At 64.3% G+C, this 12957-nt stretch carries 13 protein-coding genes; 11 read left to right on the top strand and 2 right to left on the bottom strand.

All coding sequences use genetic code 11. The features are described from left to right. Positions 1-91: 91 nt before the first annotated feature. The 5 genes from parA (at position 92) to BLS61_RS06800 (ending at position 4466) form a co-directional block, all read left to right on the top strand. Positions 92-730, top strand: coding sequence for a ParA family partition ATPase (gene parA, locus BLS61_RS06775; protein ID WP_090429121.1), 639 nt, complete (start codon positions 92-94; stop codon positions 728-730). Then, positions 727-978 (top strand): chromosome partitioning protein ParB, encoded by a 252-nt coding sequence (locus tag BLS61_RS06780; RefSeq protein ID WP_090429181.1) that lies wholly within the window; start codon positions 727-729, stop codon positions 976-978. The genes parA and BLS61_RS06780 overlap by 4 nt, the downstream gene beginning before the upstream one ends. After that, on the top strand, positions 975-1508 hold the full coding sequence (locus tag BLS61_RS06785) for a DUF2840 domain-containing protein (protein WP_090429123.1): 534 nt from the start codon (positions 975-977) through the stop codon (positions 1506-1508). The genes BLS61_RS06780 and BLS61_RS06785 overlap by 4 nt, the downstream gene beginning before the upstream one ends. Then, a complete protein-coding gene (locus tag BLS61_RS06790) occupies positions 1505-2092 on the top strand; it encodes a S26 family signal peptidase (protein WP_090429125.1) in 588 nt (195 codons plus the stop codon). The genes BLS61_RS06785 and BLS61_RS06790 overlap by 4 nt, the downstream gene beginning before the upstream one ends. 400 nt (positions 2093-2492) lie before the next feature. Continuing rightward, complete coding sequence (locus BLS61_RS06800) at positions 2493-4466, top strand: relaxase/mobilization nuclease and DUF3363 domain-containing protein (protein ID WP_090429128.1); 1974 nt, start codon at positions 2493-2495, stop codon at positions 4464-4466. A gap of 774 nt (positions 4467-5240) precedes the next feature. Here the strand turns inward: BLS61_RS06800 and BLS61_RS23365 are convergent. Both BLS61_RS23365 and BLS61_RS06810 read right to left on the bottom strand, forming a co-directional pair. Next, positions 5241-5606, bottom strand: coding sequence for a hypothetical protein (locus BLS61_RS23365; protein ID WP_139205538.1), 366 nt, complete (start codon positions 5604-5606; stop codon positions 5241-5243). After that, entirely contained in the window at positions 5533-6318 is a 786-nt protein-coding gene (locus BLS61_RS06810) for a DNA-binding transcriptional regulator (RefSeq protein WP_090429134.1), read from the bottom strand. The genes BLS61_RS23365 and BLS61_RS06810 overlap by 74 nt, the downstream gene beginning before the upstream one ends. 373 nt (positions 6319-6691) lie before the next feature. On the opposite strand from BLS61_RS06810, the gene BLS61_RS06815 reads away from it, so the two are divergent. From BLS61_RS06815 to dmpG, 6 genes are all read left to right on the top strand, one after another. Continuing rightward, a complete protein-coding gene (locus tag BLS61_RS06815; RefSeq protein WP_090429136.1) occupies positions 6692-8359 on the top strand; it encodes a bifunctional 3-(3-hydroxy-phenyl)propionate/3-hydroxycinnamic acid hydroxylase in 1668 nt (555 codons plus the stop codon). A 1-nt stretch (position 8360) separates the two neighbouring features. Then, positions 8361-9305: a 3-carboxyethylcatechol 2,3-dioxygenase gene (locus tag BLS61_RS06820; protein ID WP_090429139.1), complete on the top strand. Its 945-nt coding sequence runs from the start codon at positions 8361-8363 to the stop codon at positions 9303-9305. Between the two features lie 21 nt (positions 9306-9326). Further along, positions 9327-10202 (top strand): alpha/beta fold hydrolase, encoded by an 876-nt coding sequence (locus tag BLS61_RS06825; protein WP_090429140.1) that lies wholly within the window; start codon positions 9327-9329, stop codon positions 10200-10202. After that, positions 10199-10990: a 2-keto-4-pentenoate hydratase gene (gene mhpD, locus BLS61_RS06830; protein WP_090429143.1), complete on the top strand. Its 792-nt coding sequence runs from the start codon at positions 10199-10201 to the stop codon at positions 10988-10990. The genes BLS61_RS06825 and mhpD overlap by 4 nt, the downstream gene beginning before the upstream one ends. Positions 10991-11004: 14 nt before the next feature. Beyond that, positions 11005-11943 carry an acetaldehyde dehydrogenase (acetylating) gene (locus BLS61_RS06835; RefSeq protein ID WP_090429146.1) on the top strand — a complete coding sequence of 313 codons (939 nt, stop codon included), beginning with the start codon at positions 11005-11007 and terminating at the stop codon, positions 11941-11943. A 10-nt stretch (positions 11944-11953) separates the two neighbouring features. Further along, on the top strand, positions 11954-12957 hold a 1004-nt coding region (dmpG, locus tag BLS61_RS06840), incomplete at its 3' end, for a 4-hydroxy-2-oxovalerate aldolase (protein ID WP_090429150.1).

Consider the following 12957-nt stretch of genomic DNA (forward strand, 5'->3'; position numbering starts at 1 on the left):
AAGCTCTAACTTGCTGTAGAGGCGCGCCGTTGCGGTGGACAACGACGAAACGGCACGGTCAGGCCGGCTTTCCAGCAGGGAGGGCCGCGCCATGATCATCGCTTTGCTCAACCAGAAGGGCGGTGTCGGCAAGACCACGCTCGCCACCCACATCGCGGGCGAGCTTGCGCTGCGCAGTCAGCAGGTCGTCCTGCTGGATGCCGACCCACAGGGATCATCGCTGGACTGGACGCAACGGCGCGCCCAGCAGGGCTTGCCCAGGCTGTTCGGCGCCGTGGGCCTTGCCCGCGAGACGCTGCACCAGGAAGCGCCTGAACTGGCGCGTCGCGCCGATCACGTGATCATCGACGGGCCACCGCGCATCGCCGCCCTGGCGCGCTCCGCGCTGCTGGCAGCTGAGCGCGTATTGATCCCGGTGCAGCCCAGCCCTTACGACCTGTGGGCCAGCGCCGAGATGGTCGCGCTGATCCGCGAGGCGCAGGTGTTCCGGCCGCAACTGGCGGCGGCCTTTGTCATCAACCGGCGTGTCAGCACCACCATCATTGGTCGCGAGGCGCGCCAGGCATTGGCCGACCAACCGCTGCCGGCGCTGCGCGCCGAGGTGCGCCAGCGCATCGTCTTTGCCGACAGCGTGGCCGCCGGGCGACTCGCTCGCGAGACGGCTCCGGACAGCCCCGCCGCGCGGGAGATCACAGCGCTGGTCGACGAGCTGCTGCGGTGGACGGCATGAACCGCCAGCGCGGCAAACGCACGGCCATCGGCGCGCGTCCGCCGGCGAATCCGCACGCCGAGGCGTGGGTGCGCCAGGGTGATGCTGGCGGCCTGCAGAAAGGAGACCTTTACACCGCACGCCTGACCCTCGACATCACGCCCGCCATGCGCGCCCGCATCAAGGTCTCGGCGTTCACCCAGGGGGTAACGGTCGCCGATCTGCTGCGCGCGCTGCTGGAGCGCGAGTTCCCGGAGACATCCCTATGAACACACAGCTCACGGAGACCACGCCTGCGCCGCCGCCATCGCTCGCGGTGCTCGCCGGCCAGACCGACGCTGCGCAGCTGACCCGAGTTTCGCTCGCCTATGTGGAGCAGCGCATCAAGCTCTACCTGCGTTTCGGCGAGCCGGCACGCATCACCCGCCTGGATCACTGGCGACGTGTCGCGGTGTTCCTGCCGGGTGCCGTCTTCTGCCGCATTCGCTGGCAGGCCAACGACTACGGCACGATCCGCTGGCAACTCATGGTGATGCAGGCGTGCACGCCATTGGACACCGTGCAGCGCCTCCCCGGCGTGCTGCCTGGCGCGCGCCTGCTGCTGCATATGGAAGGCGATAACACGGTGCGCGCCGTGCTCGAACGCATCGACGCCATCGAGGCGCTGGGCATCGCACCAGCCGCCGCATCGCCCGCGTACTGGCGCACGCTGGGCAACCGAATCGTTGCACGCTCGCCGCTGCCCGACTACACCGCCGAGCGGCACGCCGCCTGGCTCGCCGGGAGATCATGGTCATGACCATTGTTTCCACGGCAGGTCTCGCGCCGCGTCCATACTCGCGTCTGCGCGCTCGCATCGTCTTGGCCGTACTGTCCGCCGTCGGCCTTGCCGCGCTGGCCTGGGCGTCCTTCGCGCAGCCGCTGCCGCGCCTGATCTACAACCCGTCCGACAGCGTTCCGGTCGGCTGGTATCGCATCGAACCGCTTCAGTCCGGGGCCGGCTCGCCGCCACGTCCGTTGTCCGTGGACAGCTTCATCCTGGTCCGGTTGCCTGCCGACGCTACCGCACTCGCTGCGCAGCGCGGTTACCTGCCGGCGCACATCCCTCTGCTCAAGCGCGTGGGTGCGGTTGCGCCGCAACACGTCTGCGTCGTCGCCGGCCAGGTACGCATCGACGGCGTGCCGGTGGCCACCGCGTTGCCTGCCGACCGCCTGGGCCGGCTGCTGCCATCCTGGCGGCATTGCCGACCGCTGATCGAGGGCGAGTTGTTCCTGCTGAGCGTGACCAACCCGGCGTCGTTCGACAGCCGCTACTTCGGGCCGGTCAGCACGTCCGCCGTGATCGGCGTCGCGCGCCCGATCTGGTCGGAGACACATCCATGATGGTCGCCGATTCGCTGCTGCTGCCGTGTCGTCGCACGTGCAGCGCGGGCGCATCCGCACCACGCTTCGCGCAACACCCGGCGCAGCTGTCCTGCGTGCAGATGTCTTGCCTCGAACGCGTCCGGCCTGCGGCCACTGGCGCATTCGCAGACAGGCTGGCTGCTGGTGCAGCAGAGCCGCCTAGGCGCCGAGGCCAGGAGGGCAGGGCAGAGCAAAAGCGGAAGGCAAGACAAAAGGGGGCGGCACCTGCTCGCCCGCAACACCAGTCTGCACGTGGGGGGAGGAGCGGCACGGCGCGGCTTCACCGCCGTGCTGTGTGCGACGCGCAACACGCGCCGATGCCGGCATACCCGTGTGCTTCACACGCCAGGACACGCCCTGGCTCGACGGGGGAACAGCCATGACCGACCGGCGTGACGACGATTTTCGCATTCGGCCCAACACCCCGAAGTACCGAGGCAAGGGCTTTGTCTCCAAGGTGCTCAAGCAGGTCGGCAAGGTCGGTGGCAAGTCGGCTGTACGGCGTCCGGCACTGGCCGGTGACAAGGGACAACACGCCGGTCAGCGACCCGGCTCGCGCCTGGGGCGTGGGCACACGGCGGCGCGCTTCGCGGGCGCCTCCCTTACGCCATTCTCGCGCCGGGTGACCATCAAGACCCTGCTGGTCAACCAGCGCCAGGCCAGCCCACGGTCGCTGGTCAAGCACCTGCGCTACATCGAACGCGACGGCGCTGGCCGCGACGGCGAACCGGGCCGCGCTTATGGGCCGCAGGTGGACGAGGCCGACCTCGGCGCATTCAGGGAGCGCTGCCAGGACGACCGGCACCATTTCCGCTTTATCGTCGCGCCAGAGGATGGCGCCGAACTGGATGACCTGCGTACCTACACCCGGCATCTGATGGGGCGCATGGAGGCCGACCTGGGCACGCGTCTGGACTGGGTGGCGGTGGATCACTGGAACACCGACAACCCTCATACCCATATTGTCCTGCGTGGGCGAGACGACACCGGCAAGGACCTCATCATCGCTGGCGACTACATCGCCCACGGCTTCCGCCACCGGGCCGCAGAACTGGCCACCGAATGGCTGGGGCCTCGCACCGAACTGGAGATCCAGCAGATCCTGCAGCGTGAGGTGGAGCAGGAGCGATGGACGAGCCTGGATCGCACACTGAAACGTGAGGCTGGCGACGATGGCCGGATGCATGTCGAACGCCTCAACGAGCCCCGTCTGCAACGCCAGCGCCTGCTGCTGATCGGCCGCCTGCAACGCTTGCAGCGCCTGGGGCTGGCCGACGAGACACAGCCCGGCACCTGGGCCGTCCAAGCGGACGCGGAAAAGACCTTGCGCGCCCTGGGCGAGCGGGGCGACATCATCCGCACGATGCAGCTGGCCATGAGCGGGCAGCCGCGTGAGCTGGCGGTGTTCGAGCCGGGAGAGGGGGGGCGTACCGTGATCGGCCGGGTGACCGCCAAAGGGCTGGCCGACGAGCTGCGCGACCGGGGTTATCTGGTCATCGACGGTATCGACGGCAAGGCCCATTACGTCGCGCTCAATGCCCGCGACGAACTGGCGAACTACCCCACAGGATCGGTGGTTGAGGTACGTGGCTCGGCTGAGATACGCGCGGCCGACCGTACCATTGTCGCGCTGGCGAGCGATGGCCTGTATCGCACCGACCATCACCTGGCGGTTGCTCAGGGCCAGGCAAAGGCTGACCGTGATCCGCGGGAGGTCGTGGCGACTCACGTCCGCCGCCTGGAAGCCCTGCGTCGTGCTGGTATCGTGGAGCGTGTGGCCGAAGGGCTATGGAAGGTGCCCGACGATTTGCCCGAGCGTGGCCGCCAGTACGACGCACAGCGACTGAGCGGCGTGGCCGTGGAGCTGAAGTCGCACCTACCGATTGAACGACAGGCCCGTGTGATCGGCGCCACATGGCTCGACCAGCGACTCATTGGCGGCGGGCGAGGGCTGGGGGACCTTGGATTTGCTGGTGAGGTGAAGCAGGCCATGCAGCAGCGCGCCGATTTCCTGATCGAGCAGGGGCTGGCCGAGAAGCAAGGCCAGCGCGTGAGCCTGGCGCGCAACCTGCTGGTGACGCTGCGCGACCGGGAGCTTTTCTCTACGTCCCAAGCAGTCTCCAGGGAAACAGGCTTGATATACCGGCCGCTCACTGATGGCCAGAGCGTCAGAGGGACTTACCGACGCAGCATCATGCTCGCCAGTGGACGATTCGCCCTGCTTGAGGATGGGGTGAACTTCAGTCTAGTGCCCTGGAAACCAGTGATAGAACGCCACTTGGGACGATCAGTTGCCGCCACGATCAACGGACGGGACGCAGCCTGGGATGTGAGTAGAGCCTTGGGACGATAGGCAGGCTCTGAAAGCACCGGCCGGTGCATCAACAGGCCAGAGCGGAGGATCGGATTTGTGGGGGCGGGACGGCGTCGTTTAAGTGTTTCGGTGCAATTTTTTCGGAAATATTTATTGCCAAGGAAGAGCTTGCTGGGTGGTTGTTTTCCCAGGCTCTTATTGTCTGTTGGAAAACCCTTTTCGGTATTGACTCGGTGGCGTGCCTGTCCAGCGTGTAAAGGCCTTGGTGAAGCTATTTCGATCGGTAAACCAAGCTTAAGTGCGATCACTTCAATGCTCAGGCCCGGGTCGAGAAGCATCACCGCCGCCCGTTGATGCCTGATTCTGGCCTGGACTACTTCAAGGCTAGTACCTGCATCCTTGAGCTTGCGCTGCAATGTGCGGGGCTCAATGTTCAAGCGCAAACAAAGCTCCTTCATACTTGCGCCTGGCGTCTGACGCAGTAGCATCTCGACGTTGCGCGCGATGCCTTGGCAGGCTTGCAAGCGATTGATTCGAGCCTCCAGGAGTATCTCTGCTTTCGCGTGCAAGCTAGCGGAGCCCTTGAGTGGCAGATCCGGATAGAGTGTGGGGAAGCTGATGCTGTCCTGGGTACTGTTGGACTCCGGAGTGCTGCCAAATTGCGCTTGATAGGTCTGCAGGCCGGTGAGCGGTGCATGGCGAAAGGTTATGTTCACTTCAATCTGTTTGTTGAGTATCTGCTCGGTTATGCGCAGGGTGCCGATGCAGATCGGTTTCCATCAGGTCTGGAATTTCCCAGCGTGAGCCATTTCTTTAAATATCGAAACTAAGAACCACGTGCTCGCCTTCGATGGAGAAACCAGTAACCAACTCTGACTGAATGATCATTGGTAAATAATCAAGCATCAGCAACGAGTCATGGATGCTCTTGGCGGTTGCAATAAAGGCCTCCACCTCTGGCACACGATCAAAAATGAAATACTCACCGACGACAAAAGGGAAGTGCGCCTGAGAGGAGCGCACAATACTCAAGGCGTACCGCTGCGTCATCGCCTCAATGTCCCACGGCGCATCTGAATCGGCATTGTCGGCTGTGCTCCTCAGGCTACTCCATCTTGTCGCCGATTTGCCTCGCAGTTTTTTGGAGCGCTGCCAAATAGCGATTAGCCGCTTGCTCAATCGACATCGCCTGCGCCACGTAGACGAGATTCAAACAGCCCAAAAGCCTTGAGTTAGCGAAGACAGGTACCGCGATCGAGGCAATTCTTTCTTCTTGGTTCCAAGCCATGAAGTTCTCGCCATAGCCCTGATGCTTAACTTTTCGAAGCATGTTATCGAGCGCAATGGAGTCTCGTGCTAAACGGAACTCAGGCCCCTCACGTTGTGCTAGGAGTGCAATGATCTGCTCACGCTCTGCATCGCCACAAAATGCCAGGTATGCCAGACCTGTTGCGGTTTGAAGCAAAGGGAGCCGGCGGCCAATCATTGAACGATGAAAAGAAAGTCGGCTGAAACGGTGAGTGGTTTCACGCACCACCATGGCATCAACATCAAGAGTGCAAAGATCAGTAGGCCACACCACTATCTGGAGTAGCTCGGCCAACAGCGGCGCGGCAACGGCAGAGATCCACTGCTCATCGCGAAAGCCCTCGCTCAGCTCGCGCACCTTCATGCTCAGGCGAAAACTGCCGTCTGATTCGCTGCGATGTACATAGCCCTCGCCCTGCAGTGTTTCAAGAAGACGGCGCACAGTGGTGCGATGTATGCCCGAGATCTCGGCAAGACGCACTGCGCTTGCTCCGCCATCTACTCGGTTCAACGCATTGAGTAGCGCCAATCCCCGGCTCAATCCCCGGACGATCTTGTAGTCTGAATCACGGTCTCTTGTCATAAAATCCTTTAAAAACAATGATGTGCACTTAGTGCACGACAAGGGCGTTTTTCATTGTAGAACACGATTGGCCATTCCTATACTCACCCCAACAACTACAAATGCCCTATCAGGGGATAAGCCATGAGCCATCCGTGCCTGCACACCCTTGCCATCCGGCGGCCACACCTAACGTCCGCTGAATTGGCCTCGCCGAATCCTATGTCGATGTCGTTCACACCTACGCCTTCTCGACGAAGTGCCGTGAGCATCCGCTAACCCCTACCGCCCAACAGCCCATGCGACAACCTTGCGCAACTTTGCGTGAGGCCGAGCCCGGCTTTGCCTGCATTTCTCCGCGGCTGGCCGCAGGGCAATGCAAAGGACCAGAACAATGAGCGCCAACCGTTCCGATTATTCTGCCCAAGCTGACTACACCGCTGACGTCGTGGTGCTTGGCGCAGGCCCCGTAGGTCTGACCATCGCCAACTATCTTGGCCAAGCTGGGATTCAGGTACTGCAGATCGAAAAGCTAGACCAGTTGATCGACTATCCACGCGCCATCGGCATCGACGATGAGGCGCTGCGGACCGTGCAAGCAATCGGGCTGGTCAATGAGGTACTTCCTCACACGACGCCCTGGCATGCCATGCGTTTCTTGACCCCAAGAGGTCGCTGTTTTGCCGACATCCAGCCGATGACCGACGAGTTCGGATGGTCACGACGCAATGCCTTCATCCAACCTCAAGTAGATGCTGTTCTGTACCGCGGTTTGTCCCGCTTTGAGAACGTCAAAACTCTGTTTTCGCGTGAGGTAATTGACTTTCAGCAGGACGAGCAGGGCGTCAGCCTGCGAATGGAAGCGCCGCACGGTCGTGTGGAGACTGTGCGCGCACGGTACCTGGTGGCTTGCGATGGAGGGAATAGCCTGATCCGTCGGACTCTCGGAGTGACGTTCGACGGCAAGACTGCTCCAAACCAGTGGATCGTGATCGACGTTGCCAACGACCCGCTCGGAACGCCCAATGTCTACCTCTGCTGCGACCCGGTACGCCCATACGTTTCGGCAGCACTGCCGCACGGCGTGCGCCGCTTCGAGTTCATGGTCATGCCTGGCGAGACCGAGGAGGAATTGAGCAAGCCGGAAAACATGCGCCAACTGTTGTCCAAGGTATTGCCCAACCCGGACCGCGTTGAGCTGATCCGCAAGCGCGTCTACACCCACAACGCGCGTCTGGCCGGCCAGTTCCGGGTACAGCGTGTGGTGCTCGCCGGCGATGCCGCGCACATCATGCCCGTGTGGCAGGGCCAGGGTTATAACAGTGGCATGCGCGACGCTAGCAATCTGGCGTGGAAACTGGGTTTGGTCGTGAAGGGGCTGGCAGGCGAAAAGCTGTTGGATACCTACGAGCAGGAACGCCGCGACCACGCCAAGGCGATGATCGATCTCTCCGTTCTTGCCGGCAACGTTCTGGCGCCGCCCAAGCGCTGGCAAGGGGCACTGCGCGATGGCATCTCCTGGCTGTTGAATTACCTGCCACCGGTGAAACGATACTTCCTGGAAATGCGCTTCAAACCGATGCCGCAGTATTCCCAAGGGGCTTTGGTTGCATCGGATAACAAGTCGTCGCCAGTAGGCGGCATGTTCATCCAGCCGAAGGTGCTCACCGAACAAGGCGCCGTCATGCTGTTGGATGAGGTGATCGGTAGCAACTTCGCTTTCATCGCGTGGGGAACCGATCCGCTCTGGGGGCTGAGCGCTGAGCAAGTCGACGCCTGGATCGCCCTTGGCACTCGTTTCATCCAGGTACTGCCAGACGTTCAGCTCAATTCAAGCCGTGAAGTGCGTGATGGCGTGGTCCGCGTTGGCGATACCACGGGTCGCCTCAAGGAATGGTTCGGCCGCTATCCAGCGTCCATTGTCCTGCTGCGACCGGATCGCTTCGTCGCTGGGCTTGCCCTTCCCCAGACCGTCGGCGAGATCGGAGACCAACTGCTGCAGGCACTCGCAGCAACCCCTGCGCCCGGCATGCAAGCGCCGCTGACGTCGAAGGTGGCCTGAGATGGGTGCCCTACTGCAATGCATTTCCCACACCCCGCTGGTGGGGCTGGTCGATCCGGCGCCGGCGGTGCTGGCCGAGGTCGACGCGATGGCAGCCACCGCGCGGGCGCGCATCGAGCGCTTCGACCCGGAACTGGTGATCCTGTTCTCACCCGATCACTACAACGGCTTCTTCTACGACGTGATGCCATCGTTCTGCATCGGCATGGCCGCCCACGCCATCGGCGACTTCGGCACCGCCGCCGGCATGCTCAGCGTGCCGCCGGCGCTCGCCGAGCAGTGCGCCGAGGCGGTGCTGGCCGACGGCATCGACGCCGCGGTGTCCTACCGCATGCAGGTCGACCACGGCTTCGCCCAGCCGCTGGAGGAACTGCTCGGTGGCCTGCAACGCTACCCGGTGATCCCGGTATTCATCAATTCGGTGGCCACGCCGCTGCCGAGCTTCCAGCGCGCGCGCCTGCTCGGCGAGGCCATCGGCCGCTTCGCCCGTGCCACTGGCAAGCGCGTGCTGCTGCTCGGCTCCGGTGGCCTCTCGCACCAACCGCCGGTGCCGGAGCTGGCACGGGTCGAGGGGTTGATGGCCGACCGCCTCAAGGGCAGCGGCCGCCACCTGCCCGCAGAAGAACGCGAGGCTCGCCAACAGCGAGTGATCGCCGCCGCGCGGCGCTTCGTCGAGGACCCGAACAGCCTGCACCCGCTCAACCCCGAGTGGGACCGGCAGTTCCTCGACACCCTCGTCGGCGCCCGCCTGCATGAACTGGACGGCCTCGGCAACGCCGAGCTGTCGGCCCTGGCCGGCAAGTCCACCCACGAGGTAAAGACCTGGGTGGCGGCCTTCGCAGCGCTGTCCGCCTTCGGCCCCTACGAGGCCTTCGACCGTTACTACCGACCGATCCCCGAGTGGATCGCCGGCTACGGCGCGCTCGCTGCGCAGCCGCTGGCCTGACCCTGCCTGGAGGAACCTGCGATGACCGCTTTCACCGAGTCCGCCACCAGCCGCTCCGTGCGTATCGCCGAGGACGGCCGCGAACTGAACATCCACTACAACGACTGCGATCCGGGCAACGCCCGCGAGACCGTGGTGATGCTGCACGGCTCCGGTCCAGGCGCCAGTGGCTGGGCCAACTTCAACCGCAACATCGAGCCGCTGGTCGAAGCTGGCTACCGCGTGGTGCTACTCGACTGCCCGGGCTGGAGCAAGAGCGATTCGATCGTATCGGCTGAATCGCGCTCGGACCTCAACGCCCGTATCCTCAAGGGCCTGGTCGACCAGCTCGGCCTCGACCGCGTGCACATCCTCGGCAACTCCATGGGCGGCCACAGCGCCGTGGCCTTCGCCCTCAGCCACCCGCAGCGGGTCGGCAAGCTGGTGCTGATGGGCGGTGGCACCGGCGGCGCCAGTGCGTTCGTGCCGATGCCCACCGAGGGCATCAAGCTGCTCAACGGCCTGTACCGCGAGCCGACCATCGACAACCTAAAGAAGATGATGGACGTCTTCGTCTTTGATCCCAGCGACCTCACCGAGGAACTGTTCCAGACCCGCCTGGACAACATGCTCAGCCGGCGCGAGCACCTCGACAACTTCGTCGCCAGCCTCGCCGCCAATCCCAAGCAGTTCCCCGACTTCGGCCCACGCCTGGGTGAGATCCAGGCCCAGACCCTGGTGGTCTGGGGCCGTAACGACCGCTTCGTGCCGATGGACGTCGGCCTGCGGCTGATCGCCGGTATTCCCAACGCTGAACTGCACGTGTTCAACAACTGCGGCCACTGGGCGCAGTGGGAGCACGCCGACAGGTTCAACCGTCTGGTCCTGGATTTCCTGCAGCACCGAGGTGAAGCGTGAACGTTAGCCAAGAAACACTCGAACGCCTGGCCGCCGACCTGCGCCGTGCGGAACAGCACGGCGAGGCCATCGCCCCACTGCGCGACGCCATCGGTGAAGATGCCGCTGCCGCCTACGCCATCCAGCGCCTCAACGTCGCCCACGGCATCGCCGCCGGGCGCCGGGTGGTCGGCCGCAAGATCGGCCTGACCAACTCCAAGGTGCAGGCGCAGCTCGGCGTCGACCAGCCGGACTTCGGCACGCTGTTCGCCGACATGGCCTACGGCGACAACGAGACCGTGCCGCTGCGCCGCGTGCTGCAGCCGAAGATTGAGGCGGAGATCGCCCTGATCCTCGAACGCGACCTGCCGTACGCGGACACCACCTTCGCCGAGTTGCTAGCCGCCAGCGGCTGGGTGCTCCCGGCGCTGGAGATCGTCGGCAGCCGCGTCGTCGACTGGAACATCCGCTTCGTCGACACCGTGGCCGACAACGCCTCCAGCGGCTGCTACGTGCTCGGCAGCCCGGCGCGGCGGCTGGACGGCCTCGACCTGCGCGGCGCTAGCATGCGCATGAACCGCAACGGCGAGCTGGTGTCCAGCGGCAGCGGTGCCGAATGCCTCGGCCATCCGCTCAACGCTGCGGTGTGGCTGGCTCGCACCATGGCCGCTTGTGGCGAGCCGCTGAAGGCCGGCGACCTCATCCTCACCGGCGCCCTCGGGCCGATGGCCGCGGTTGCCGCCGGCGATCGCTTCGACGCCGAGATCGACGGCATCGGCCGGGTCGGCGTGACCTTCGGCACCGACTGACCTAGGAGAATTTCATGAGCAAGAAACTAAAAGTCGCCATCGTCGGTTCCGGCAATATCGGTACCGACCTGATGATCAAGGTGCTGCGCAACGCGCAGCATCTGGAGATGGCCGCCATGGTCGGCATCGACCCGGCGTCCGACGGCCTGGCCCGCGCCGCACGCCTGGGCGTTGCTACCACCCATGAAGGCGTCGAAGGCCTGACCCGCCTGCCGATCTTCAGCGAGATCGACTTCGTCTTCGATGCCACCTCGGCCGGCGCCCACGTCAAGAACGACGCCTTCCTGCGCGGCATCAAGCCGGACATCCGCCTGATCGACCTGACCCCGGCGGCCATCGGCCCCTACTGCGTACCGGTGGTCAACCTGGAGCAGAACCTGCAGCAGCGCAACGTCAACATGGTCACCTGCGGCGGCCAGGCCACCATCCCCATGGTGGCGGCGGTATCGCGCGTGGCCAAGGTCCATTACGCCGAGATCATCGCCTCCATCGCCAGCAAGTCCGCCGGCCCCGGCACCCGCGCCAATATCGACGAATTCACCGAGACCACGTCGAAAGCAATCGAAGTGATCGGCGGCGCCGCCAAGGGCAAGGCGATCATCATCATGAATCCGGCCGAACCGCCGCTGATGATGCGCGACACGGTGTTCGTGCTGTCGGAAGCCGCAGACCAGGCCACGGTGGAAGCTTCCATTGAGGAGATGACCGCCGCCGTGGAAGCCTATGTACCGGGTTACCGCCTCAAGCAGCAGGTGCAGTTCGACGTCATCCCCGAGTCCGCGCCGTTGAATATTCCTGGTCATGGCCACTTCTCTGGCCTGAAGACCTCGGTGTTCCTCGAAGTCGAAGGCGCCGCCCATTACCTGCCGGCCTACGCCGGCAACCTCGACATCATGACCTCCGCCGCGCTGGCCACCGCCGAGCGCATGGCGCAGTCGATGATCCAAGGCTGAGGAGAGCACCATGACCTTCGACCCGATCAAGAAGCTGTATATCTCCGACGTGACCCTGCGCGACGGCAGCCACGCGATCCGCCACCAGTACTCGCTGCAGAACGTACAGGACATCGCCCGCGCCCTCGACCGGGCCAGGGTCGACTCCATCGAGGTGGCCCACGGCGACGGCCTGCAGGGCTCCAGCTTCAACTACGGCTTCGCTGCCCACACCGATCTGGAGTGGATCGAGGCGGCGGCGGACGTGATCGAGCACGCCAAGATCGCCACCCTGCTGCTGCCCGGCATCGGCACCGTGCACGACCTGAAGAACGCCTTTGAGGCCGGCGCGCGCATCGTCCGCATCGCCACCCACTGCACCGAGGCGGATGTGTCCAAGCAGCACATCGAATACGCCCGCAACCTGGGTATGGACACTGTCGGCTTCCTGATGATGAGCCACATGATCCCGGCCGAGCAGCTGGCCGAGCAGGGCAAGCTGATGGAGAGCTACGGCGCGACCTGCATCTACATGGCCGACTCCGGCGGCGCGATGAACATGCGCGACATCCGCGAGCGCATGCGTGCCTTCAAGGCCGTGCTCAAGCCGGAAACCCAGGTAGGCATGCATGCCCACCACAACCTGTCGCTTGGTGTGGCCAACTCCATCGTCGCGGTGGAGGAAGGCTGCGACCGCATCGACGCCAGCCTGGCCGGCATGGGCGCCGGCGCCGGCAACGCGCCGCTGGAGGTGTTCATCGCCGCCGCCGAACGCCTGGGCTGGAACCACGGCACCGACCTGTACCGGCTGATGGACGCCGCCGACGATATCGTCCGGCCGCTGCAGGACCGCCCGGTGCGGGTCGACCGCGAAACCCTGGGCCTGGGTTACGCCGGCGTCTATTCGAGCTTCCTGCGTCATGCCGAAGTGGCCGCCGAGAAGTACGGCCTGAAGACCCTCGACATCCTCGTCGAGCTGGGCAAGCGGCGCATGGTCGGCGGCCAAGAAGACATGATCGTCGATGTGGCGCTGGA

The sequence above is a fragment of the Ectopseudomonas guguanensis genome (genome assembly GCF_900104265.1).
Lineage (GTDB): Bacteria > Pseudomonadota > Gammaproteobacteria > Pseudomonadales > Pseudomonadaceae > Aquipseudomonas > Aquipseudomonas guguanensis.